At 71.4% G+C, this 24268-nt stretch carries 21 protein-coding genes and 1 tRNA gene; 5 read left to right on the forward strand and 17 right to left on the reverse strand.

Features of this window, described 5'->3' with window-relative positions:
* Nucleotides 1-45: 45 nt before the first annotated feature.
* Nucleotides 46-990, reverse strand: a complete 945-nt coding sequence (locus tag BJK06_RS00095; RefSeq protein ID WP_070416213.1) for an SDR family NAD(P)-dependent oxidoreductase — start codon at nucleotides 988-990, stop codon at nucleotides 46-48.
* A complete protein-coding gene (uvrB, locus tag BJK06_RS00100; RefSeq protein WP_070419051.1) occupies nucleotides 980-3052 on the reverse strand; it encodes an excinuclease ABC subunit UvrB in 2073 nt (690 codons plus the stop codon). The genes BJK06_RS00095 and uvrB overlap by 11 nt, the downstream gene beginning before the upstream one ends.
* A 170-nt stretch (nucleotides 3053-3222) precedes the next feature.
* Here uvrB and BJK06_RS00105 point away from each other — a divergent pair, with 170 nt between their 5' ends.
* A complete protein-coding gene (locus BJK06_RS00105; protein ID WP_070416214.1) occupies nucleotides 3223-4551 on the forward strand; it encodes an MFS transporter in 1329 nt (442 codons plus the stop codon).
* 108 nt (nucleotides 4552-4659) lie between these two features.
* Here the strand turns inward: BJK06_RS00105 and BJK06_RS00110 are convergent, their stop codons facing one another.
* From BJK06_RS00110 to polA, 7 genes are all read right to left on the reverse strand, one after another.
* Nucleotides 4660-6012, reverse strand: coding sequence for an acyltransferase (locus BJK06_RS00110; protein WP_070416215.1), 1353 nt, complete (start codon nucleotides 6010-6012; stop codon nucleotides 4660-4662).
* A complete protein-coding gene (locus tag BJK06_RS00115) occupies nucleotides 6009-7505 on the reverse strand; it encodes a class I adenylate-forming enzyme family protein (protein ID WP_070416216.1) in 1497 nt (498 codons plus the stop codon). The genes BJK06_RS00110 and BJK06_RS00115 overlap by 4 nt, the downstream gene beginning before the upstream one ends.
* A gap of 22 nt (nucleotides 7506-7527) precedes the next feature.
* Complete coding sequence (locus BJK06_RS00120; RefSeq protein WP_070416217.1) at nucleotides 7528-8559, reverse strand: hypothetical protein; 1032 nt, start codon at nucleotides 8557-8559, stop codon at nucleotides 7528-7530.
* On the reverse strand, nucleotides 8556-9158 hold the full coding sequence (coaE, locus tag BJK06_RS00125; protein WP_070416218.1) for a dephospho-CoA kinase: 603 nt from the start codon (nucleotides 9156-9158) through the stop codon (nucleotides 8556-8558). Before coaE ends, BJK06_RS00120 begins: the two co-directional genes overlap by 4 nt.
* Nucleotides 9159-9253: 95 nt before the next feature.
* Nucleotides 9254-10723: a 30S ribosomal protein S1 gene (rpsA, locus tag BJK06_RS00130; RefSeq protein WP_070416219.1), complete on the reverse strand. Its 1470-nt coding sequence runs from the start codon at nucleotides 10721-10723 to the stop codon at nucleotides 9254-9256.
* Nucleotides 10724-10912: 189 nt separating this feature from the next.
* On the reverse strand, nucleotides 10913-12592 hold the full coding sequence (locus tag BJK06_RS00135) for a DUF885 domain-containing protein (protein WP_070416220.1): 1680 nt from the start codon (nucleotides 12590-12592) through the stop codon (nucleotides 10913-10915).
* Nucleotides 12593-12693: 101 nt separating this feature from the next.
* Complete coding sequence (polA, locus tag BJK06_RS00140) at nucleotides 12694-15366, reverse strand: DNA polymerase I (protein WP_070416221.1); 2673 nt, start codon at nucleotides 15364-15366, stop codon at nucleotides 12694-12696.
* A 100-nt stretch (nucleotides 15367-15466) separates the two neighbouring features.
* Between polA and BJK06_RS00145 the strand changes: the two genes are divergently transcribed.
* Together BJK06_RS00145 and BJK06_RS00150 are read left to right on the forward strand one after the other, a co-directional pair.
* Entirely contained in the window at nucleotides 15467-15835 is a 369-nt protein-coding gene (locus BJK06_RS00145; RefSeq protein ID WP_070419052.1) for a PaaI family thioesterase, read from the forward strand.
* Between the two features lie 29 nt (nucleotides 15836-15864).
* A complete protein-coding gene (locus tag BJK06_RS00150; RefSeq protein ID WP_070416222.1) occupies nucleotides 15865-16248 on the forward strand; it encodes a VOC family protein in 384 nt (127 codons plus the stop codon).
* Nucleotides 16249-16252: 4 nt separating this feature from the next.
* On the opposite strand, the gene BJK06_RS00155 is transcribed toward BJK06_RS00150, so the two are convergent.
* The 5 genes from BJK06_RS00155 to BJK06_RS00175 form a co-directional block, all read right to left on the reverse strand.
* A complete protein-coding gene (locus tag BJK06_RS00155) occupies nucleotides 16253-16723 on the reverse strand; it encodes a GNAT family N-acetyltransferase (protein WP_070416223.1) in 471 nt (156 codons plus the stop codon).
* A gap of 44 nt (nucleotides 16724-16767) precedes the next feature.
* Nucleotides 16768-17373: an ANTAR domain-containing response regulator gene (locus BJK06_RS00160; protein WP_022905562.1), complete on the reverse strand. Its 606-nt coding sequence runs from the start codon at nucleotides 17371-17373 to the stop codon at nucleotides 16768-16770.
* A 58-nt stretch (nucleotides 17374-17431) separates the two neighbouring features.
* Nucleotides 17432-17512 (reverse strand) — tRNA-Leu (locus BJK06_RS00165).
* An 8-nt stretch (nucleotides 17513-17520) separates the two neighbouring features.
* On the reverse strand, nucleotides 17521-19011 hold the full coding sequence (locus BJK06_RS00170) for a HAMP domain-containing sensor histidine kinase (protein ID WP_070416224.1): 1491 nt from the start codon (nucleotides 19009-19011) through the stop codon (nucleotides 17521-17523).
* Entirely contained in the window at nucleotides 19011-19694 is a 684-nt protein-coding gene (locus tag BJK06_RS00175) for a response regulator transcription factor (protein ID WP_070419053.1), read from the reverse strand. Before BJK06_RS00175 ends, BJK06_RS00170 begins: the two co-directional genes overlap by 1 nt.
* Nucleotides 19695-19853: 159 nt before the next feature.
* On the opposite strand from BJK06_RS00175, the gene BJK06_RS00180 reads away from it, so the two are divergent.
* Nucleotides 19854-20252 (forward strand): hypothetical protein, encoded by a 399-nt coding sequence (locus BJK06_RS00180; protein ID WP_070416225.1) that lies wholly within the window; start codon nucleotides 19854-19856, stop codon nucleotides 20250-20252.
* Nucleotides 20253-20338: 86 nt separating this feature from the next.
* On the opposite strand, the gene BJK06_RS00185 is transcribed toward BJK06_RS00180, so the two are convergent.
* From BJK06_RS00185 to BJK06_RS00195, 3 genes are read right to left on the reverse strand one after another with little or no spacing between them, the layout of a single operon-like run.
* Nucleotides 20339-21514, reverse strand: coding sequence for a GAF domain-containing protein (locus tag BJK06_RS00185; RefSeq protein WP_070416226.1), 1176 nt, complete (start codon nucleotides 21512-21514; stop codon nucleotides 20339-20341).
* Between the two features lie 45 nt (nucleotides 21515-21559).
* Nucleotides 21560-21997, reverse strand: coding sequence for a DUF779 domain-containing protein (locus tag BJK06_RS00190; RefSeq protein ID WP_070416227.1), 438 nt, complete (start codon nucleotides 21995-21997; stop codon nucleotides 21560-21562).
* Entirely contained in the window at nucleotides 21997-23538 is a 1542-nt protein-coding gene (locus BJK06_RS00195) for an aldehyde dehydrogenase family protein (protein WP_070416228.1), read from the reverse strand. The genes BJK06_RS00190 and BJK06_RS00195 overlap by 1 nt, the downstream gene beginning before the upstream one ends.
* A gap of 181 nt (nucleotides 23539-23719) precedes the next feature.
* Between BJK06_RS00195 and BJK06_RS00200 the strand changes: the two genes are divergently transcribed.
* Nucleotides 23720-24259: an HdeD family acid-resistance protein gene (locus tag BJK06_RS00200; protein ID WP_070416229.1), complete on the forward strand. Its 540-nt coding sequence runs from the start codon at nucleotides 23720-23722 to the stop codon at nucleotides 24257-24259.
* The last annotated feature ends 9 nt before the right edge of the window (nucleotides 24260-24268 follow it).

The raw sequence follows: 24268 nt of genomic DNA on the forward strand, positions 1-24268 counted from the left end.
CGTCGATTCTACGAAGCGGCACCGACATTCGGCCGCGATGGACGGTCAGACGAGTGCGTCGAGAGCGAACGCGACCCCGGCGGCACGCTCACTCGCCACCCAGAGCCGGGCGGCCTCGGCCCGGTCGTGGGCCCCCGGTTCGGCCCGGACGACCGCTGCCGGCCCCCGGAGCTGCATCCAGCCCGACGGCCCCCAGTACTCGCCGGACCGGACGCCGTCGGCGATCGCCGCGTGCACGAGCGGGTCGGCGCCGGCGTCCTTGCCCTGGGCGTACAGCCGCTGCGCCGGACGGGTCCACGCCGGCTCCGATCGGGACGATGCGACGTCGGGACGCTCGGGTGACAGCAGGTCGAGCGAGAACCCGGGATGCGCGACGACGCTGGAGACCGGTGACCCGGCATCGGCGAGGCGTTCGGCGAGCTCGAAGCCGAAGAGCATGACCGCGAGCTTGCTCCGCCCGTACTGGCGGTAGCTGGAGTAGTGGCTCGCGCCGAGCGGGTCCGACGGGTCGAGCCGTGCCCACCGGTGTGCGATCGACCCGAGGTGCACCACGCGCCCCGCGCGGCGGTCGAGCAGTGGGAGCGTCAGCGCCGTCCAGGCGAAGTGCCCGAGGTGGTTCGTGCCCACCTGCAGCTCGGTGCCCTGGGCCGTCCGCTGCATCGTGCTCGCGCCCACCACGCCGGCGTTGTTCACGATCGCGTCGACACCCTCCGGCTGCAGCGCCGCGAGCTCGTCGGCGGCTGCCCGCACGCTGTCGAGGTCGGCGAGGTCGAGGTGCACGTGCGCGAGGTCGGCGCCGTCCACGTGGCGACGGATGCTCCGCTCGGCCGCCGCAGCGCGCTCGCGGCTGCGGGTCGCGAGGACGACGCGGTGACCGGCGGCGGCGAGCTGCTCCGCGGCGAAGTACCCGAGGCCGGCACTCGCACCGGTGACGACGACGGTGCGACGAGACCCGTCGCGCGCGGCGCGCGCGCCGGCGTCAGCTGACATGGCCCGCCGACTCCATCTGGCGGAGCGCCTTCTTGAGGTCCTGCACCTCGTCGCGGAGCCGTGCGGCGAGTTCGAACTTCAGCTCGGCCGCCGCCTGCAGCATCTGCTCGTTGAGGTCGCCGATGGTCGCTTCGAGCTGCATCGCCCCCTCGCCGGCGATCCCGCCGCGCTTGAGGTTCGGCGTCGGCGAGCGTCGGCCGTCCGCTCCGGGGCGACCTTCGAGCAGCGCCTTCGTGTCGTCGTTCTCACGCGCCAGGATCTCGGTGATGTCGGCGATCTTCTTGCGCAGCGGCTGCGGGTCGATGCCGCGCTCGGTGTTGTAGGCCACCTGCTTCTCGCGGCGACGGTCGGTCTCCTCGATCGCGGTCTTCATCGAGTCGGTCATCTTGTCGGCGTACATCAGCACCTGGCCCGAGACGTTGCGGGCGGCACGACCGATCGTCTGGATGAGCGACGTCGACGAGCGGAGGAAGCCTTCCTTGTCGGCGTCGAGGATCGCCACGAGCGAGACCTCGGGCAGGTCGAGCCCCTCGCGCAGGAGGTTGATGCCGACGAGCACGTCGTAGACGCCCTGGCGCAGTTCGGTCAGCAGCTCGACGCGCTTGAGGGTGTCGACGTCGGAGTGCAGGTACCGGACCCGGACGCCGGCGTTGCCGAGGAAGTCGGTGAGTTCCTCGGCCATGCGCTTGGTCAGCGTCGTGACGAGGACGCGCTCGTCCTTCTCGACGCGCTGGTTGATCTCCTCGAGCAGGTCGTCGATCTGGCCGTCACTCGGCTTCACGACGATCTCGGGGTCGACCAGGCCCGTCGGGCGGATGATCTGCTCGACGACGCTGTCGGTCACGCCGAGTTCGTACCGGCCCGGGGTCGCCGACAGGTAGACCTTCTGGCCGGAGCGCTCGAGGAACTCTTCCCAGGTGAGCGGTCGGTTGTCGAGGGCGCTCGGCAGCCGGAACCCGTGCTCGACCAACGTGCGCTTGCGGGAGGCGTCCCCTTCGTACATCGCGCCGATCTGCGGCACGGTGACGTGCGACTCGTCGATCACGATGAGGAGGTCGTCCGGGAAGAAGTCGAGCAGGCAGTGCGGCGGTTCCCCCGCGGCACGGCCGTCCATGTGGCGCGAGTAGTTCTCGATGCCGGAGCAGAAGCCGATCTGCTCCATCATCTCGATGTCGAACGTGGTGCGCATCCGAAGCCGCTGGGCCTCGAGCAGCTTGCCCTGCCCCTCGAGCTCGGCCAGGCGCTCGGCGAGTTCGTCCTTGATCGTGGCGATCGCCCGGTGCATGACCTCGGTGTCGGCGACGTAGTGCGACGCCGGGAAGATCGACACGGCGGGCATGTCCTCGATCACGTTGCCGGTGAGCGGGTGCAGGTACGACAGGGCCTCGACCTCGTCGCCGAACATCTCGATGCGGATCGCGTGCTCTTCGTACATCGGGATGATCTCGAGCGTGTCGCCGCGGACCCGGAAGGTCCCTCGTGCGAAGTCGACGTCGTTCCGCTGGTACTGCATCGCGACGAACTTGCGGACGAGCTGGTCGCGGGAGATCGTCTGACCGACGTGCAGCGCGACCGAGGCGTTCATGTACTGCTCCGGCGTCCCCAGGCCGTAGATGCAGGACACCGTCGAGACCACCACGACGTCGCGCCGGCTGAGCAGCGAGTTCGTCGTCGAGTGCCGGAGCCGCTCGACCTCGGCGTTGACCGAGGAGTCCTTCTCGATGAAGGTGTCCGTCTGCGGGACGTACGCCTCGGGCTGGTAGTAGTCGTAGTACGAGACGAAGTACTCGACGGCGTTGTTCGGCAGCAGGCTCCGGAACTCGTTCGCGAGCTGGGCCGCCAGGGTCTTGTTGTGCGCGAGCACGAGCGTCGGCCGCTGCACCTGCTCGATGAGCCACGCGGTCGTCGCCGACTTGCCCGTACCGGTCGCACCGAGCAGCACGACGTCGGTCTCACCGGCGTTGATGCGACCGGCCAGTTCGGCGATCGCCGCGGGCTGGTCGCCGCTCGGCGAGTACTCGCTGATGACCTCGAACGGGCGGACCGCGCGCGTGGGCTCGATTGACACTGCCATGCCCACCACGGTAGTCGGCACCCCTGACACCGGAGCCGTCTGCTCGCCCTCGGCGTATCGTCCACGCCAAGCACGCTCCGAGACCGCTGATAGGGACCCGGCATAGCCTCCGATCCGTTCAGCAACCCGACTCGCTCTCACTCCCCGAAGAGGCCCCCATGACGACGGCGACCCCCGCCGCACCGACGAAGGGCACCCCGTTCCGCGGACGCATCCGCGGACGAGTGCTCATCCTGCTGTGCTGCATGTACGCGATCTCGTACATCGACCGCACCAACATCTCCACGGCGCTCCCCCACATCACCGAGGACTTCGGCTTCAACGAGACGACCGCCGGGCTCATCGTCTCCGCCTTCGCACTCCCCTACGCCCTGCTGCAGGTCTTCGGCGGCACGATCGCCGAGAAGTTCGGTCCCCGGAAGGCCCTGTTCGTCATCACCGTGATCTGGGGTGTCGCCACCCTCTGGACCGGGTTCTCGGTCGGCTTCTGGACGCTCTTCGCCGCCCGCGCGCTCCTCGGCCTGAGCGAGGCGGCCGCGTTCCCCGCCGCCACCCAGGCCATGAGCCGCTGGATCCCCCGCGACCGCAACGGCTTCGCACAGGGCGTCGTGCACTCCGCGGCGCGCCTCGGCAACGCCCTCGCACCGCTCCTCGTCGCCTGGGTCATCGGTGCGACCGGCAGCTGGCGGTGGGCCTTCTTCGCGACGGCCGTCCTGTCCATCGCCTGGGCGATCGTCTGGTTCGTCTGGTTCCGCGACAAGCCCGAGGACACCGCCGGCATCCAGCAGGTCGAGCTCGACGAGCTCCCGCCGGTCGAGACCCGCGCCACGCGGCCGCCCGTCCCGTGGCGCACGCTGGCCCGGCAGATCTCCCCGGTGACCTTCGTCGACTTCGGGTACGGCTGGGTGCTCTGGGTGTTCCTCACCTGGATCCCGACGTTCCTCAGCGACACCTACGGCCTGCCGATCAGCCAGTTCGCCCTCTTCACCACGCTCGTGCTCCTCGCCGGCGTCGTCGGCGACACCGTCGGCGGGATGCTCAGCGACCGCATCATCCACCGCGGCGGCGACAGCCGGAACGCCCGGAGGATCGTCCTCGTCATCGGCCTCGGCGGCTCCCTCGTCTGCCTCGTCCCTCTCGTGATCGGGCAGGGCCTGGTCGTCGCGACGATCTCGCTCGCCCTCTCGTTCTTCTTCCTGGAGCTCTGCAACGCCAACCTCTGGGCCATCCCGATGGACGTCGCCCCGCAGTGGTCCGGCACCGCATCGGGGTTCATGAACACCGGCTTCGGCATCGCCGGCGTGATCTCGCCGATCGTGTTCGGCGCGCTGATCGACGCCTCCGGCTGGCAGCTGCCCTTCGCGCTCTCCTGCGCGCTGCTCGCCGCCGCGGCCGTGGTCGCGTGGTTCATGAAGCCGAAGCGGCTCACGATGACGGACGGCGTCCTCGAGATCGGCGTCCCGAAGGCCGAGCAGCACGCCGGCTGATCCGCGTCGCGACGACCGCGACACGCTGCGGACGGGAGGCGCGGTGCCAGCCCGACCCGTGCCTCCAGTCCCCACGCGGTGCGGGCGACGCCCCATCAACGGACGCGCTCAGCGCGTCGACCGCGGCCCGACGTCGTCCGTCTCCCCCACGAGCGCATCGTCCGGCTCGACCGGCTCGACCGGCTCGACCCGCGGTTCCGGGGGGACCACCGGCACGGCACCGGCACCCGCACCCCGAGCAGCCGCCTCCCGCTTCCGCGCCCGCGCCGCCCGCTGCCCACGCGACGACAACGACGGCCGCCCCGTGAGCGGCACGCTCAACGGCGTCCACCGGAACAGCTCCGTCACGGCCACCGACAGCACGAGCACGAGCACATAGGTGACCAGCGTGAGCCAGGGCTGGGGCACGACCCGTTCGAGCCAGCTGTCGCCGTACAGCAGGATCCAGATCGCGAACGGGTGGCTGAGGAAGATGCCGAACGACCGGTCCGAGCCGTGGTCGACGACGCGGGCGAGCGCGCTCCCGCGCCGGCGCCGATCCGCCCAGCGCGCGCCGATCGCCAGGAACCCGACGAACACGGCGCTGCTCCAGAGCACCTGGACGGGCTGCAGGGGCGTGCCGGCGGCGTAGAGCGACTGCCCGAGACCGACCTGCAGCCACCACACGCCGAGGGTGAGCGCGCCGACGCCCGCGAAGCCCCAGAGGACGGCGCGGCGGTGCACCCGGATGAACCGGAGGAAGGCATCCGCGTGGTCGGCGGCGATCGCGCCGGACACGATGAAGAACACGTACGAGAAGAAGAACTGCTTCTGGTAGCCGTGCATCCACGCGTCGCTGGCGGGGAAGTACTTGTACCCGGCGAAGACCACGAGCTGGAACACGAGCGTCACGGCGAGGACCGCGACGTGGTGGCCGCGCGTCCTCCGGACCAGCCACGCGATGACCGGCAGGAGCAGGTACACCTGCATCGTCACGAGCAGGAAGTAGAGGTGGTACCAGGAGACGCCGGTGACGATGCCCTCGGCGTACGTGCGCACGAGGTCGGGCACGTCGCCCCGGCGGGTGGCGCTGAGGAGCCAGGACGACGCCACGTAGACGAACGACCACGCCAGGTAGGGCACGCCGACGAGCAGGAAGCGCTTCGGCCAGAACTGCGCCATCGGCCGCGGTCGGAGCGTGTAGCTGTAGACGAGCACGAAGGCCGTCAGCGAGAAGAAGACCAGGCGGGTGAAGTGGAGCAGGCCGAGCAGGGCGTTCAGCGGGACGTCGTCGGCGGCCACCGTGTGGCTGGTGGTGTGCACGCCGATGACGCAGGCGAAGGTCAGGATGCGGAGGACGTCGACCTCGTAGAGGTGCCGCGGCTTCCCCTCGGCGGTGCGGGTCGGCGTCTGCACCCGACGGTCGGTAGCGTCGGCGGTGGGCGTGGCGGCGTCGGCGGTGGGCGTGGCGGCGTCGGTCACGGGTGTTCGGCCATCGTCCGCACCTTCGCCCGCTGCACCTTGCCGGTCGGCGCGCGCGGCAGGTCGGGCACGACGACGATCTCGACCGGACGGCGGAACCGTGTGAGGTGCGCCTCGGCCCGCGCGGTGAGGTCGGCGACCAGGGCCTCGGCGTCCACGGCCTCGTCCGGCTGCGGGATCACGTAGGCGATCGGCACCGCGCCGAGGACCTCGTGCGGCCGCCCGACGACCACGGCCTCGAGCACGCGGTCGTCGCCGAGCAGCACGTCCTCCACCTCGGAGGGGTACACCTTCTCGCCGCCCCGGTTGATGACGTCGTCCGAGCGACCGGCGAGCGACACCCAGCCGTCCGCCGAGACCGATCCGACGTCGCCCGTGCTCAACCAGCCGTCCGCGTCGAACCGCTCGGCTGCGCGACCGAAGAGGTAGCGGTCGACGATGCCCTCGCCGCGGATCCAGAGGGCACCGACCTCGTCGGCGGGCAGCGCCGTGCCGTCCTCGCCCCGGACCTGCACCTCGGACCCGACCGGCACGCCGACGGTCCCGACGCGTGCGGGTGCACCGAGCGGCGTGGCGGTGATCTGCGACGCCCCCTCGGTCATCCCCCAGCTGACGACGAGCGGGACGTCGCCGAGCGCCTGCCGCACCGGATCGGGCAGCGGAGCGGACGCGCTGCGGACGAACCGGAGCCCCTCGGGGAAGTCGAGCGGACCGGTCTTCGCGAGGACCGCGAGGATCGCCGGGACGGCGTTCAGCCAGGTGATCCGGCGCGCGGCGAGCAGCTCCCAGAAGCCGGTGCGACGGAACCGCCGGTCGAGCACGAGGGTCCCGCCGGCCACGAGGGTCGCCAGCAACCCGACGACCTCGGCGTTCACGTGGAAGAGCGGGAGGGAGTTGAACCCGCGGTCCTCCGGCGTGAGGCGGTTGTGCTGCGCCACGGCCCGGGCCACGAACAGCAGCTGCGACTCGGGCAGCTCGACGCCCTTCGGGGTGCCGGTGGAGCCGGAGGTGAAGAGCACGACGGACCCCTCGCCGGGTGCGTCCGGGTTCTCCGACGGCAGGTCGCCGTCGCGGACGGCTGCCGGGAGGAACGTGGCCGCGTCGATCCCGCTCGCCGGCGCCCCGGGGACGGTCGCGTCCACGGCGCGGTCCGACACCACGAGCGAGGCACCGCCGATCAGGTCCGCGAGACGGCCGGGTTCCGAGGTCGGCTGTCCGGTGTCGACGGGGATCGCCCGCCGACCGGTCGCGAGGGCGGCGAGGTGCACGACCGCGAACGAGAGCGGGTCGGCGAGGTCGACCAGGACCGCCCCGGACGGCGCGACCCCGATCGCGTCGAAGGTCGACGACCACGCGGACACCGCGTCCTCGAGCGCGCGGTAGGTCAGGACGCGGTCACTGCGTGCGTCCTCGAGGTAGCTGCGCTCCCCGTCCTGCGCCGCGCGGGCACGGATGGTCGAGCGCAGGTCGGGTCCTTCGCCTGCTTGCTGCACGGACTCAGAGTATTGCGGGATCCTATGACGGGTCCGATGAGAACCGGTGGAGCAGCCACTGCCACAGCGCCTCCATCCGCGGGAGCCCGTCGCGGCCGATCGGGGTCGTGTCCTTGATCGTGCGCGAGTGCGACTCGGCCGGCGACCCCACCGCGATGTCGGTGAGGATCGCGTGCGGGTCCTCGTCGGGTCCGGGCGGCGCGGTGTCGGTCCGGAACGGTCCGTCGGGACCGTCGAGCCCGAGCACCTTCCAGGAGCCGCGGATCCGGGGGCCGAAGACGTCGCGCACGTCGTCGATCGCGTACATCCGGGCGACCGGTGTCCGCCCCGGGCGGTCCATCCAGGCCGCGTGCTCGCTGCCCAACGACTCCACGGGCGAGGAGAACATCAGCGCGCCCCGCACCGGCCGGATGTGCGCGATGTACGCCGCCTCGCCGCCGCCCTGCGAGTGCCCGGCCACCACGATGTCCTGCCAGGCGATGTCCGAGTCGCCCTGGACGAACCGTCCCCACCCGCCGTCCGGGTCGTGGTCGTCGAGGTAGGCGATCGCGTCACGGAACCGCGAGACGATCGAACCGGCCGGCTGCACCGAGCTGAACCGTGTCGGCCGGGTGCCGTCGAACCGGTTCCGCTGCACCTGCCCGTAGCAGTGCGGATCCGCCTCGCACGTCCCCGACAGCGTCTTGCCGAGGTTCCAGTAGTCGAGCCCGAGCACGTGGTACCCGTCGCGCAGCGCCGCGGACAGGAACAGCTGGTAGTCGGCGGGCCGGGCTCGGGTCGCCGGCAGGAACAGCAGCAGCGGGCCGCCGGAGTCGGTGCGTGCCGCGAAGTCGTCACGGTTCGGCTCGAGCCGCTGCCCGTTGATCGTGCCGAGGCGGAAGCGGTGGAACTCTCCGGCCGGACCGTGCTCGTCGCCGCGCGGTCGGTCGGCTGCGGACACCCGGCCGTGCTCCGCCACCCGATCGCCACCGAGGACGTTCGCCGCGACGAGCGACGCGGCACCGATCGCCACGAGGAGGACGGCCGCGAGGACCAGGAGCACCCGGTGCTTCATCGGCCGATGCGCTCCCAGACCTTATCGGCGGATCGGATCGTGTCGGCGAGGGTGCCGGTGGCGTCCACCACGTGGTCGGCCAGCGCCAGGCGGTCGGCATCGCTCGCCTGCGCGGCGACGCGGCGCTCGGCTTCGTCGCGGGGCATGCCGCGGTGCTCCACGAGCCGCTCGATCCGCTGGGCAGCGGGTGCGTCGACCACCACGACCGCGTCGAACCGCAGCGGCCGGCTCCCTCGGGCTTCGGCGAGCAGTGGCACGTCGTAGACCACGACGGCGTCCGGGTCCGCTGCCTCGGCTGCGTCGAATGCCGCCTGGGCGAGACGCCAGACCTCGGGGTGGGTGATCCCCTCGAGGTCCTTCCGCGCCGCGGCGTCGGCGAACACGATCGCGCCGAGTGCCGGCCGGTCGAGCGAACCGTCGGGGGCGATCACGCCGGGGCCGAACCGCTCGGCGACCTGCGCGAGGCCCGGGCTGCCGGGAGCGACGGCGTCGCGCGCCAGCCGGTCGGCGTCCACCACGACCGCGCCGTGCTCGGCCCAGCGGCCGGAGACGGTGGACTTGCCCGCGGCGATGCCGCCCGTGAGACCGATGATGCGCACACCGACAGGCTACCGACCCGCCACCTCCGGAACGGCCGGAAGCCCGGCACCCCTTCTCAGGGATGCCGGGCTTCCGGTACGGCTGCGCCGCTCGATCAGTTGGTCGAGCTGAGCTTCTCGCGGAGCGCTGCGAGCGAAGCGTCGTCGGCCAGGGTGCCCTGACCGTTCGACTCGGTCGCGAACGTCGAGGACGACGACGACGAAGCGGTCGCCGGGAGGTCGAAGCCACCCTGCGCCTCGTCGGCGATGGTCTTCGCGACCTGCGCCTTGTGGGCTTCCCAACGCGACTGGGCGGCAGCGTACTGACGCTCCCACTCCTCGCGCTGGGTGTCGAAGCCCTCGAGCCACTCGTTCGTCTCCGGGTCGAAGCCGTCCGGGTACTTGTAGTCGCCCTTGTCGTCGTACTCGGTCGGCATGCCGTAGAGCGCCGGGTCGAACTCGGAGCCTTCCGGGTCCACGCCCTCGTTCGCCTGCTTGAGGCTGAGCGAGATGCGACGACGGTCGAGGTCGATGTCGATGATCTTGACGAAGACCTCGTCGTTGACCGAGACGACCTGCTCGGCGAGCTCGACGTGCTTGTTCGAGAGCTCCGAGATGTGCACGAGGCCCTCGATGCCGTCGGCAACGCGGACGAAGGCACCGAACGGCACGAGCTTCGTGACCTTGCCCGGTGCGATCTGGCCGATCGCGTGGGTGCGGGCGAAGACCTGCCACGGGTCTTCCTGCGTGGCCTTGAGCGAGAGCGACACGCGCTCGCGGTCCAGGTCCACCTCGAGGATCTCGACGGTGACTTCCTGACCGACCTCGACGACCTCGCTGGCGTGCTCGATGTGCTTCCAGCTGAGCTCGGAGACGTGGACGAGACCGTCGACGCCGCCGAGGTCGACGAACGCACCGAAGTTGACGATCGACGACACGATGCCCTTGCGGACCTGGCCCTTGTGGAGGTTGTTGAGGAACGTGGTCCGGGACTCGGACTGCGTCTGCTCGAGCAGCGCGCGGCGCGAGAGGACGACGTTGTTCCGGTTCTTGTCGAGCTCGAGGATCTTCGCCTCGAGCTCCTGACCGAGGTACGGCGTGAGGTCGCGGACGCGACGCAGCTCGATGAGCGACGCCGGGAGGAAGCCGCGGAGGCCGATGTCGACGATCAGACCGCCCTTGACGACCTCGATGACCGTACCGGTCACGACGCCGTCGGACTCCTTGATCTTCTCGACGTCGCCCCAGGCGCGCTCGTACTGCGCACGCTTCTTCGACAGGATGAGGCGACCTTCCTTGTCCTCCTTCTGGAGAACCAGGGCCTCGACCTCGTCGCCGACCTCGACGACCTCGTTGGGGTCGACGTCGTGCTTGATGGAGAGTTCGCGCGAGGGGATGACACCCTCGGTCTTGTAACCGACGTCGAGGAGGACCTCGTCGCGGTCGATCTTCACGACGGTGCCGGAGATGAGGTCTCCGTCGTTGAAGAACTTCAGGGTCTTCTCGACCTCGGCCAGGAAGTCATCAGCCGAGCCGATGTCGTTGATGGCGACCTGCTTGGGAGCCTTGGTCGTGGTGGTTGTCATGTAGAGATTGCTCCGAACGGACATGAGTCGGGCCGAGACGGCGAGGGAGCGACCCCCTGGTCCGAACCGGATGCCGGTTCGAGCCGTCCTGGCGATGTGTTTGGTGAGCGCGGATTGCGCCGCACAAGTCTAACCGCAGCGAGCGAGCGCCCACAACCGGGCGTGTCGGATCGTGCCGGCCCCGATCGATCAGCCGAGCAGGGCGCTGCGGAGCGTGTCCAGACCGATGCTGCCGAGCGCGAGGGCCCGGTGGTGGAACGCCTTGAGGTCGAACGACGCACCCTCGCGGGCGGCCACCTCGTCGCGGATGGACTCCCAGACGCGCTGACCGACCTTGTACGACGGCGCCTGCCCGGGCCAGCCGAAGTAGCGCGCCACCTCGAACTGCACGAACTCGTCGGACATGTTCACGTTCTGGCGCATGAAGTCGAGGGCGTACTCCCACGTCCAGGCGCCACCGTCGGGGTTCGTCTTCTGCAGGTGGACGCCGATGTCGAGCACCACCCGGGCAGCACGCATGCGCTGCCCGTCGAGCATGCCGAGCCGGTCCCCGTCGTCGTCGAGGAAGCCGAGCTGCTCCATGAGGCGCTCGGCGTAGAGCGCCCAGCCCTCGACGTGCCCCGAGGACCCGGACAGCTGCCGACGCCAGGTGTTCAGCTCGCCGCGGTTGTAGACGCCCTGGCTGATCTGGAGGTGGTGGCCGGGGACACCCTCGTGGTAGACCGTCGTCTTCTCGCGCCAGGTGCCGAACTCGGTGACGCCCTGCGGCACGGACCACCACATGCGGCCGGCGCGCGAGAAGTCGTCGGACGGGCCGGTGTAGTAGATCCCGCCCTCTTGCGTGGGGGCGATCCGGCACTCGAGGCGCTTGATCGGGTCGGCGATGTCGAAGTACTTGCCGTCCATCGCCCGGATCGACTCGTCGCTCGTCTCCTGCATCCACCGCTGCAGGGCGTCGGTGCCGTGCAGCACCCGCGCCGGGTCGGCGTCGAGGACCTCGATCGCCCGGGCGACGCTCGCACCGGACTCGATGCGGTCGGCGATGCGCTCCTGCTCGTCACGCATCCGCGCGAGTTCCTCGATCCCCCACCGGTACGTCTCGTCGAGGTCGACGACCGCACCGAGGAACCGCCGGGAGTGCAGCTCGTACGCCTCGCGCCCGACGGCGTCGACCGGCGTGGCGAGCGGCATCAGCTCGTGCTCGAGGAACTGCCCGAACGACCGGTACGCAGCAGCGGCGACCTCGGCCCCGCGGGCGAGCTCGGCCCGGAGCGGCTCGGGCACCGGACCACCGTCGTCGAACGCGGCGCCGTCGACCAGCTGCCGGAAGACGCCGTCCGCCGCACCGGTGCGGGTGGCCTGCTCGGCGATGAGCGCGACCTGGCGACGAGCGGGCGTGACGTCCTCGCGCGTTCCCTCGAGCAGGGTCTCGCGGATGCCCTCGATCGCGTCGGGGAGCGCGTGCAGCCGACTCGCGATGTCCTGCCAGTCGGACTCGGTCGCGGTCGGCATGAGGTCGAGGACGTCGCGCACGGACTGCGCCGGGCTGGCGATGACGTTGAGGTCGCGGAGGTGGAGCTTGCGGTCGAAGGACTCCTGGACGAGGTCGAGCTCGGCGCCGAGGTCGGTCTTCGTCACCTCGTCGACGGCGTCCACCGCGTCGGCGGCGTCCAGCGCACGCTTCGCGGCGCGCGCCGCGTCCGCCATGGCCGCCGCACCGGCGGGCGACGTGTCGCCGTACTCCCCCGTGCGCCCCGGGACGCCGATGTACGTGGCGACGGTCGGGTCGAGATCGACGAGGGTGGACACCCAGTCCTCGGCGACGCGGTCGACGGCGGAGGGCTGGCGGACGGGACGGTCATCGGTCATGCTCACGACCCTATCCACGACCGCTCACGACGCGGAACCTGCGGGACTGGAGGCGCGGTGCGGGCCTGCACCGTGCCTCCAGTCCAGCAGGCGGTCGCGCCTCAGTGCGCAGCGGCTTCCCAGTTCGGGCCGACGCCCACGGACACGTCCAGCGGGACGGTCAGCTCGGCCGCGCCGCCCATGCGGGTGCGGAGGATCTCCTCGACCCGCTCCTGCTCGCCGGGCGCGACCTCGAGGATGAGCTCGTCGTGCACCTGCAGCAGCAGGTGCGACGCGAGCCCGCCGTCGCGGAGGTCGGCGGCGACGCCGAGCATCGCGATCTTCATGATGTCGGCCGCCGAGCCCTGGATCGGCGCGTTCAGCGCCGCGCGCTCGGCGTTCTCGCGGAGGACGCGGTTCGGGCTCTTCAGGTCGGGGAACGGGCGACGGCGGCCGAAGATGGTCTCGGTGTAGCCGTCCTCGCGCGCCTGCTCGACGACACCGCGCAGGTAGTCGCGCACCGCGCCGAACCGGGCGAAGTACTCGTTCATGAGGGTGCGCGCCTCGGACTGCTCGATGCGGAGCTGCTTCGACAGGCCGAACGGGCTGAGGCCGTACGCGAGGCCGTACGACATCGCCTTGACCTTCGTGCGCATCTCGGGCGTGACGTCGGCCGGCTCGACCGAGAACACCCGGGCGCCGACGAACCGGTGCAGGTCCTCGCCCTCGTTGAAGGCCTGGATGAGACCCGGGTCACCGGACAGGTGCGCCATGATGCGCATCTCGATCTGCGAGTAGTCGGCCGTGATGAGCGTCGTGTATGGCTCGGCGACGGCGAACGCCGACCGGACCCGCCGCCCCACCGCGGTCTTCACCGGGATGTTCTGCAGGTTCGGGTCGGTCGAGGAGATGCGGCCGGTGCTGCTGCCGGTCTGCTCGTACCGGGTGTGGATGCGTCCGTCGACGATCGCGGCGTCGAGCGTGTCCACGATCTGCCGGAGCTTCGTGGCGTCGCGGTGCTGGAGCAGCAGGCCGAGGAACGGGTGCGGGTGCTGTTCCTGCAGGTCGGCGAGGCTCGCGGCGTCGGTCGAGAACCCGGTCTTCGTCTTGCGGGTCTTCGGCATCGCGAGCTCGGTGAAGAGGACCTCCTGCAGCTGCTTCGGCGACCCGAGGTTCACCTCGTGCCCGATCTCGGCGAAGGCCTGCTGCGCGAGTTCGGCCGCGCGCTCCCCCAGGTCGTGCGACAGCCCGGTGAGCACCGGACGGTCGATCGCGACACCCGTGGTCTCCATGTCGGCGAGGACCGGGACGAGCGGGAGCTCGATGTCGTCGAGGACGGTGAGCGAGGACTCGTCGAGACGGGCGCGCAGTGCGGTGGTGACCCGGAGCACGAACCACGCGTGCACGCCGACGTTCACCGGGTCGGTCTCGGGGACGAGCTGGTTCGGGTCGGCCGTGGGGAGCTCTTCGCCGAGTTCCTGGTAGACGAGGTCGGCGAGGGGCTGCCCCTGCTTGCCCGGCTGCGCGAGCCACCCGGTCAGGCGGGCGTCGCCGGCGATGCCGTTCACCTCGAAGCCGACGGTGGCGAGTGCCTTGATCGCGGTCTTGGCGTCGTGGAAGTGCTTCGGGGCGTCGGAGGCGAACCACGCCGACAGCTGCTCGTAGTCCTTCGCGCCGCTGCCGCCCGGGACGAGGACGGCGTCGTCGTGCGTGGCGATGCCGATCGCGCTGAGGCGGCCGTCGATGACCTCGACCGCGACGCCGTAGCCGTTCGCCGCCTCGGCCGCGTTGCGCCGCTCGAGCCAGTAGCCGAGCTCCTCGTCGATGAGGGTCTTGACCGCGGGCGGCGTCGGCGCACCGCTGTCGACCGAGCCCTCGACCGCGCTGGACTCCGACGGCTCGCCGGAGCCCGCGACCTTGAACACGCGGTCGAGCAGCGTGCGGAACTGCAGCTTCGCGAAGAGCTCGCGCACCGCGGCCTCGTCGAGGGGACGGAGTGCGACGTCAGCCGGCCCGACGGGCAGTTCCACGTCGTTCACGAGCCGGTTGAGCTTCCGGTTGCGGATCGCCCGGTCCTTCTGCTCGCGCAGGTTGTTGCCGACGACGCCCTTGATCTCGTCGGCGTGCTCGAGGACGCCGTCGAGGGAGCCGTACGCCGTGATCCACTTCACCGCGGTCTTCTCGCCGACCTTGTCGATGCCGATGAGGTTGTCGCTGGTCTCGCCGACGAGCGCCGCGATGTCGGGGTACTGGTGCGGCTCGATGCCGTACCGCTCGTACACCTTGTCGCGGTCGTACCGAGTGAGCTCGGAGACGCCGCGGACCGACGGGTACAGCAGCGTGACGTCGTCGTTCACGAGCTGGATCGAGTCGCGGTCGCCGGACACCACGTAGACCTGGTAGCCCTGTTCGGAGCCCTGGCGGGCGAAGGTGGCGAGGATGTCGTCGGCCTCGTAGTCCTCCTTCGTGACGGTGGTGATGCCCATCGCCTCGAGCGCCTGCTGGAGGAGCGGGATCTGGCCCTTGAACTCGGCCGGGGTCTCGGAGCGGGTGCCCTTGTAGTCCTCGTACTCACGCGTGCGGAACGAGAAGCGCGAGATGTCGAACGCGACCGCGAGGTGGGTCGGCTTCTCGCGCTGGAGCAGCATGAGCAGCATCGAGATGAAGCCGTGGATGGCGTTCGTGTGCTGCCCGTCGCGGTTCACGAAACTGTCGACCGGCAGCGCGTAGAAGGCCCGGAAGGCGAGCGAGTGGCCGTCGATGACCATGAGGGTAGGCTTTGCGGAGTCCGACACCCGGACAGCCTACCGACGCCATCCGACACGGGAGTCCGCCAGCGTGACCGACCAAGCTGCCACCACCGGGACCGTCGACGAACGCCTCGCCGACCGGGGGATGGGCGAGCTCGCCGAGAAGATGGGCATGGTCATCACGGAGCTCACGGCCGAGCGCGCGGTGGGCACCATCCCGGTCGAGGGCAACCGTCAGCCCGTCGGACTCCTGCACGGCGGCGCCTACGTCGTCCTGGCCGAGAGCCTCGGGTCGATGGCCGCGAACGTGCACGCCGGTCCCGGCCGGTACGCGGTCGGCATCGAGCTGAACGCCTCGCACTCCCGGAGCGCCACGAACGGCCTGGTCACCGGTACCTGCACGGCACTGCACCTGGGCAACACGCTCACCACGCACGAGATCGTCCTCACCGACGACCAGGGGCGGCGCTGCTCCACCGTGCGCATCACCAACATGATCCGCGAAGCCCGCTGACCCCGGCGGGCGTCACGAAGGAGTGACCCGTGCCCGCCACCGACTGGAGGATCGAACTGATCCTCGTCCCCGTCAGCGACGTCGACCGATCCCGCGAGTTCTACGAACGGATCGGCTTCTCGATCGACCACGACCAGCGCGTCTCCGACGAGCTCCGCTTCGTGCAGGCCACCCCGCCCGGGTCCGCCTGCTCCATCGCGTTCGGCGAGGGCATCATGTCCCCGGACGTCGTCCCCGGCTCGCTCAAGTCGATCCAGGTCGTCGTCCCGGACGCCGACGAGGCCCTCGCGCACCTGCGGGGGCTCGGCGTCGACGCGATCGGGGTGGACGAGATGGCGTGGGGACGCTTCGTGTTCTTCACCGATCCCGACCAGAACGCGTGGACGCTGCAGCAGCTCCCGGCGCGCGGATGACGGGTCAGTCCTCGGGCGGGCGCTGCAGCAGCAGTCGGGCGTCGCCGAACCCGAGGCGGCGGTAGAGCGTCTCGCCCTCGACGCTCGAGTGCACCGACGTCCGCTCAGCACCGAGCTCGTCGGCGACGTCGAGCAACGCGGTCACGAGGCGCTTCGCGACGCCGGCGCCCCGCAGGTCGGGGTGGACGTAGACGGTCTGCACGTCAGCGGTCAGCCGTCGCCCGGGTCGGTCCGGCGTCGGGGGCCGTGCGACGAGCCCGAGCCACGCCATGCCGAGCACCCGGCCGTCGCGTTCGGCCACGACGCAGCGGTGCGTGTCGGGGTGGGCGGCGGCGAACGCCGACATCGCCTCGCGGTACTCGTCCGGGGTCACGTCCGGCGTCGCACCGCCTTCGTCGACGCTCCACCGCCATCGCAGGTCGGCCACCGCCGGCATGTCGTCGGCCCTGGAGGCACGGATCACCACGTCGTCCATGGCTCCACCCTGCCAGGTGGTCGGCCTGGTGCGCGCCCGGGTCGCTACTTCTTGGCGCTGAGCTGCTCGATGATCGCCTTGGCGACGTCGTGCATGGTCAGGCGGCGGTCCATCGAGGCCTTCTGGATCCAGCGGAAGGCCTCGGGCTCGGTGAGGCCCATCTTCTCGTTGAGCAGGCCCTTGGCGCGGTCGACGAGCTTGCGGGTCTCGAAGCGCTCGACGAGGTCGGCGACCTCGGCCTCGAGCGTGATGATCTGCTGGTGCCGCGAGAGGGCGATCTCGATCGCGGGCAGGAGGTCGTTCGGCGTGAACGGCTTGACGACGTAGGCGAGGGCACCGGCCTCGGTCGCACGCTCGACGAGGTCCTTCTGGCTGAACGCCGTGAGGAGGACCACGGGGGCGATGTGGTTCTTCGAGAGCTTCTCGGCGGCGGAGATGCCGTCGAGCTGCGGCATCTTGACGTCCATCACGACGAGGTCGGGACGGAGGTCGGTCGCGAGCTGCACGGCGGTCTCGCCGTCACCCGCTTCGCCGACGACGTCGAACCCGTTGTCGCGGAGGATCTCGACGATGTCGAGGCGGATGAGCGACTCGTCCTCGGCGACGACGACGCGACGGGGTGCTGTTGCAGTTGCTTCTGTGTCACTCACACCCAGCAGCCTACTAGACGCAGGAAGTCGCGTTCGTCAGGCGGAGAGTCCTGCGTTGTACGAGTGGCGGGACTCGAACCCGCACGCCGTGAAGCAGAGCATTTTGAGTGCCCCGTGTCTACCATTCCACCACACTCGCGTAGGGCATCAGGCTAGCAGGACGCCCGCTCGCGGACGTGCACCGGCCGGCACCGTCGCGCTCGCGGGCAGGCGCACGTCGAACACCGCGCCGCCGAGTTCTCCGTCGGCCCCGTGCGCGAGCGAACCGCCGTGCGCGACGGCGATCCCGCGCGCGATCGGCAGCCCGAGGCCGGCGCCGCCGGAGCGGGTGTCCCGAGCGTCCTCGAGCCGGACGAGTCGGTCGAACACGCGCTCGCGGTCGGCTGCCGGGATCCCGGGGCCGTCGTCCTCGACACGGAGCAGCATGCCGCCCGGTCCATTGCTGAGCGCGAGCCGGACCGTGCCGGTGCCCCCGGTGGCCCTCGCGGCGTTGTCGACCAGGTTGCCGAGCACCTGGGCGAGTCGGTCCGGGTCCACGTCGGCGTCGACCGGGTGCTCGGGGACCTCGACGCGCAGCTCCACGCCGGGCAACCGGATGCGGAGCCGCTCGGCCTCGGCGTGGAGCCAGTCGACGAGCTCCGTCCGGCGCCGGTCGAGGGCGATCCCCCGGTCCAGTCGCGCCATCGTCAGCATGTCGTCGACGAGCCGAGCCGCCCGGTCGGCCTGCCGCACGACGTGCACCGCGAGCAGCTCGTTCGTCTCCGGGTCGTCCGGGCCGTTGCGCACGAGGGTGTCCGCCGCGGCCCGGACACCGGCGACCGGGGTCCGCAGCTCGTGGGCGGCGTCCGACAGGAACGCGCGCACCCGTTCCTCGGCAGCGACGGCCTGTGCCTCCGCGCCCTCGACCGCGTCGAGCATCTCGTCGAGGGCGAGCGCCACCCGGCCGATCTCCGTGTCAGTGCGGGACGGCCGGAGTCGGCGTCCGCGGTCCCCCGCGGTGATGGACCGAGCGGCGGCGGTCATCTCGTCGAGCGGGCGCAGCGAGCGTCGGACGACGAGCACGACACCCACGACGGCGACGCCGAGGAAGGCGGCGGACGCACCGCCCATCACCCAGCCGAGCTGCGCCAGGGTCTCCTGCACGTCGCGCGTCCCGGCGGTCAGCGTGATGCGGGTGCCGTCCTCGAGGTCCGAGCGGAGGGTCAGCACACCGTCGTCCTCGTGCACCGACGACGACGTGATGGTCGCCCCGGCACTGTCGGACGAACCGGTGGTCGACGGAGCCGCCGAGGACCGGGCCGCCGGTCCGGGCAGGCCCGTCGGGTCGGGTGGCCCCTTCCGCAACTGCTCGGGGCTGGGGCCGGCCTCGACCGCGGCGCCGTCGGGTTCGACGATCCGCACGGAGAGCCCCTGCGCCGACAACCGGTCGGCGAGGTCGCTCGCGTCGAGCACCCCGACGAGCGCGGCCGCAGCGGACGCCCGGTCACGCAGGCGGTCCTCGACCTGGGCGGTCAGTCGGGCGCCGAGGACGGCCTCGACCGCGGCGACGAGGGCCGTCAGCAGGACCGCGAGGAGCACCAGGATCGCGATCACGGTCCGTAGCCGGAGCGAGGTGGTCCGCAGGCGTCCGTCGCGCATCACGCCGCACCCCGGTCCACCGCGAGCCGGTACCCGAGGCCCCGGACGGTGTGCACGAGCCGCGGCCCGTGCGCCTCCATCTTCCGCCGCAGTGCGCTGAGGTGCACCTCGACCAGGTTGGGTGCGATGTCCTCGTAGCCCCAGACCTGGGTCGTGATCTGCCCCTTCGACACCGTCCGTCCGCGGCTCTCGGCGAGGAACCGGAGGAGTCGGAACTCGGTCGCGGTCAGGTCGAGCAGCACGCCGGCACGACGGACCGTGGAGCCGTCGGGGTCGAGCACGAGATCGCCCACCTCGATCACCGACGGCACCCGTCCTCGGCGCCGGAGCACCGCCGTCACCCGGGCGACGAGTTCGGCCATCGCGAACGGCTTCACGACGTAGTCGTCCGCGCCCTCGGCGAACCCGCGCAGTCGGTCGTCGAGCTCGTCCCGCGCGGTGGTCATCACGACGGCGGCGTCCGACCGGGCCCGGATGCGGGCGGCGAGCAGGATGCCGCTCGGCCCGGGGAGCATCCAGTCGAGCAGGACGAGGTCCGGGGCGGTGCGGTCGAGGTCGGCGGCGATGGAACGGCCGTCCGTGACCTCGGCGACGGAGAACCCCTCGGCGCGGAGGGTCGTCACGACGGCGGTGCGGAGGGAGTCGTCGTCCTCGACGACCAGGATGCGGGCGGGTGCGGTCACGGCGGACACCGTAGGTCGGCTCCGCCAGCACGGAGCATGGAACGGCCTGGAGAAACCCTGTGCTCCACGAATGCTTCAGTCCTGCTTCAGATTCGAACCCGAGCGTCGTCCTCGTCGGCGGACCGACCCGGTCGACCGACGGACGAACAGGAGAACACCATGGAGAACGAACAGGGCACGAAGCGTCGCCGGACCCTCCGCGCGGTCGGGATCGGATCCGCAGCGGCGGCCGTGCTGGTCCTCGGCGGGATCGGGGTGAGCGCAGCAGTGGCCGCACCCGCCACGCCGAGCGCAGCGGCGACCGGAGCCCCGTCCGGAGCACCGAGCGGCGCACCGACCGGAGCACCGAGCGGCGCACCGACCGGCGGGCCCGCCGGGAAGGGCGACACCGGCACCGCCCCCGGCTGCGTCGCCGGCCCGCTCGCCGACGGGAAGGCGCCGACCCCGCCGAAGGACGGCAAGGCTCCGACCCCGCCGAAGGACGGCGAGGCACCGACCCCGCCGGCCGCGCCGGGCGCGGACGCGACCTCGACACCGGAGCCGACGACCGGGTCCTGACCACCCCGCACCCGCCGCGGGAGGCGCGCGCCGTCGGCCGACGGTCCGACGTGTGCCGCGCCTCCCGAGCCGGCGGAGCCGTCCGCTCAGGGACGCTCGATCGCCTCGATCGCCGCCACAACGCCCGCCCGACGCGGCGACCGACGCGGCAACGCCGCGAGCAGCGCCCGCAGCACCTGCTCGTCCGCCGCGCCGTCCGCGGTGCGTGCCCACGCCTGCAGCGCGTCCACCCCGCCGTCCTGGAGGAGCGACTCACGGAACCGGGACCGGACGCGGTCACGCAGGTCGTCGACCCCGGGCGACGCGGACCCGGGCAGGACCGGTCCGGTGTACCGGTCGACGGCCTGGAGGCGCGCCCCGCGGTCGAGCGCGGACAGGACCGTCTCGACGTCGGTCCGGATCCCCTCCAGGCGGTACGGCCTGGACGTCAGGCGAGCGTCGAGCGCGTGGTGGGCGAGGACACGTCGGAGCCGCACCACCTCGGCCCGCAGCGTCTGGACGGCGCGCGGGTCGCCGTACACCGCGACCGCGAGGTCCGCGGCGGCCAGCCCTTGCGGGTTCGCGGCGAGCACCGCGAGGATCTCCGAGTGCCGCTCCGTCAACGCGACCGACCGCGACCCGGCGTGCAGCGTCGCGGTGTCGGACCCGAGCAGGGTGAGCTCGGCGGACGGGGCCGCAGCCGGACGGTGTGCGCTCCGGCCCGAGAGCGCCGCCAGTGCGAGTTCGGCCTCGGCCACCGCGGCCGTCGCCGTCAGGAGCGGCAGCGTGTGGCGTTCGACGGCGCGGTCGTCGCCCGTGATGTCGAGCGCGCCGACCACCGTGCCCGCGGCGTCGCGGAGCGGGACCGCCGTGCAGGAGAACCCCTTCACGGCCGTCGCGTAGTGCTCCTCGGCGTGGATCTGCACGGCGCGTCCGAGCCGGAGCGCGGTCCCCGGAGCACTCGTCCCGGCGCGTTCCTCGGCCCAGTCGGCACCGGGGACGAACCCCATGCCCTCCGCGGCGCGTCGGGCGGATCGTGCGCCGTCCACCCAGACGAGCCGACCCGATGCGTCCGCGAGAGCGACGACGCATCCCGCCGACCGGACGTCGTCGAGCAGGAGCCGTCGGACGACCGGCAGCGCGGTGCCGAGCGGACCGGCACGGCGCAGGGCGTCGAGTTCGTCCTCGCCGATCGAGGGCGTCGGCACGGTCTCGGGGTCGACGCGGGCGGAGCGACGCCAGGACGCGGCGACGAGCGGGCGGAGACCGGACGGTTCGCGCATGCGCCCTCCTGTCCGGTCCCCGTCGCGTCGTCACGAGCGGTGCGGTCAGCCTACGTCCGGCACCCCGCTCGGGCCAGGGCCGGCGCTGACCAGGCCGAGATCCGCGAGCTCGGCGTCGTCCAGCATCCGGGAGCGGGTGAGGAACCGCTTGCCCTCCGGCACCTCGAGGGAGAAGCCCGCGCCACGACCGTCCACGACGTCGATCGTGAGGTGGGTGTACTTCCAGTACTCGAACTGCGACCGCGACATGTACACCTCGACGGGCGCGATGCCGTCGACCTCGAGCGCGCCGAGGAGCACGTCGCCCGAGCCGGTCATGAACATGCCGACGGGGTAGCACATCGGGCTGGAGCCGTCGCAGCACCCGCCCGACTGGTGGAACATGAGTGGGCCGTGCCGGGCGGCGAGGGAGCGCAGGAGCTCCCCCGCCGCCGGCGTCACCGCCACGCGGGCGGTGGCCGGCCGGTCGTCGGTGTCCGGCATCAGAAGAAGCCCATCGGGCCCTCGGCGTAGGACACCAGCAGGTTCTTCGTCTGCTGGTAGTGCTCCAGCATCATCTTGTGGTTCTCCCGTCCGATGCCGGACTGCTTGTAGCCGCCGAACGCCGCTCCGGCGGGGTACTGGTGGTAGGTGTTCTCCCACACGCGCCCGGCCTGGATGTCACGGCCGGCGCGGTAGAGCGTGGTGGCCTCACGGCTCCACACCCCGGCGCCGAGGCCGTACAGCGTGTCGTTGGCGATCGAGATCGCGTCGTCGTAACCGCTGAAGCTCGTCAGGGCGAGGACCGGGCCGAAGATCTCCTCCTGGAAGATCCGCATCGAGTTGTCCCCCTCGAACACCGTCGGCGTGACGTAGTACCCGCCGGACAGCTCCCCGCCGAGGTCCGCCCGCTCGCCACCGGTGAGGAGCTTCGCGCCCTCCTGCTTCCCGATGTCGATGTAGCTCAGGATCTTCTCGAGCTGGTCGTTCGACGCCTGCGCGCCGATCATCGTCGACAGGTCGAGCGGGTGCCCCTGCTTGACGGCGCGCACCCGGTCGAGGCCGTCCGCGACGAAGCCGTCGTAGATCTCCCTCGCCACGAGTGCCCGCGACGGGCAGGTGCAGACCTCGCCCTGGTTGAGGTTGAAGAACGCGAAGCCCTCGAGTGCCTTGTCGTAGAAGGCGTCCTGCTGCTGGGCGACGTCGGCGAAGAAGACGTTCGGGCTCTTCCCGCCGAGTTCGAGCGTCACGGGGATGAGGTTCTGCGACGCGTACTGCATGATGAGCCGACCCGTGGTCGTCTCCCCCGTGAAGGCGACCTTGCGGATGTCCGGGTGCTGCGCGAGCGGTGCACCGACCTCGATGCCGAAGCCGTTCACGACGTTGAGGACACCGGCCGGGAGCAGGTCCCCGATCAGGTCGATGAGCACGTGGATGGACGCCGGCGTCTGCTCGGCCGGCTTCAGGACGACGCAGTTGCCCGCCGCCAGTGCCGGAGCGAGCTTCCACACCGCCATCAGGATGGGGAAGTTCCACGGGATGATCTGCCCGACGACGCCGAGCGGTTCGTGGAAGTGGTAGGCCACGGTGTCGTGGTCGATCTCCCCCGTCGAGCCCTCCTGCGCGCGGATCGCCCCGGCGAAGTAGCGGAAGTGGTCGATCGCCAGCGGGATGTCCGCGCCGATCGTCTCGCGGATGGGCTTGCCGTTCTCCCACGTCTCCGCGACCGCCAGGGCCTCGAGGTTCTGCTCCATCCGGTCCGCGATCGTGTTGAGGATGCCGGCGCGTTCGGCGACGCTCGTCCGACCCCAGGCCGGGAACGCCTTCCACGCGGCCTCGACCGCACGGTCGACGTCGGTGGAGTCGCCGCGGGCGATCTCGGTGAACACCTTGCCGGTGACGGGGGTGGGGTTCTCGAAGTACTGTCCCCCGGCCGGCGGGACGTACGCGCCGCCGATGTAGTGGTCGTACCGGGAACGGTACGAGACGAGGGACCCCTCCTCGCCGGGTGCGGCGTAGGTGGATGGTGACGGTGCGATGGTCATGGTGGACACCTTTCGACGACTCTGTCGGGGCGCTGGGTCCGCGCCTGCCCGAACGCTACGGCGGCGCAGGTTGCATCCGGTTGCACCGCTCCGCGGCGCTTCGCCCCCCCCCGCGCGACGAACCGACCGCTGCCGGCCGAGGTAGCGTCGGAGCGAGCAGACCTGACAGGGAGGAGTGCTCGTGGACTCTCGTGCCGTCCGCACGTTCCGCGTGTTCGTCATCGTCACCGCGGTCGTCGCCATCGCGCTCGGCATCGTCGCGATCGTCTGGCCACGGCCGTCGCTCGTCGTCGTCGCACTGCTGTTCGGCGTGTACCTCGTCGTGGCCGGCGCACTGCGGGTGTTCGCCGCGGTGCGGGGGCACGGCACGCCGCCGGTGTGGCGCTGGACCTCCGGCGTCGTCGGCGGCCTGGTCGGGGTCGCCGGACTCGTGACGCTGCTGGACCCCGCCGTCCCGCTCGTCGTCTACGCGGTGCTCGCCGGCGTCGGCTTCATCGTCGAGGGGATCGCGTCGTTGATCGGCGGCTTCGTGGGACACCCGGGGTCATCGCGGGTCCCGTCGATCGTGAGCGGGGTGCTGTCGATCCTCGGGGGCGTGGTCGTGCTGGTCGCGCCGGGGCTCGCGCTGACCGTGTTCATGGTCTTCTCGGGCATCGCGCTCATCGTCGTCGGCGCTGCGGCCCTGCTGCTGCTCCCGCCCCGCGCGGCCGTCCGTCGCTAGCCCGGGTGG

Source organism: Curtobacterium sp. BH-2-1-1 (genome assembly GCF_001806325.1).
Taxonomy (GTDB): Bacteria; Actinomycetota; Actinomycetes; order Actinomycetales; family Microbacteriaceae; genus Curtobacterium.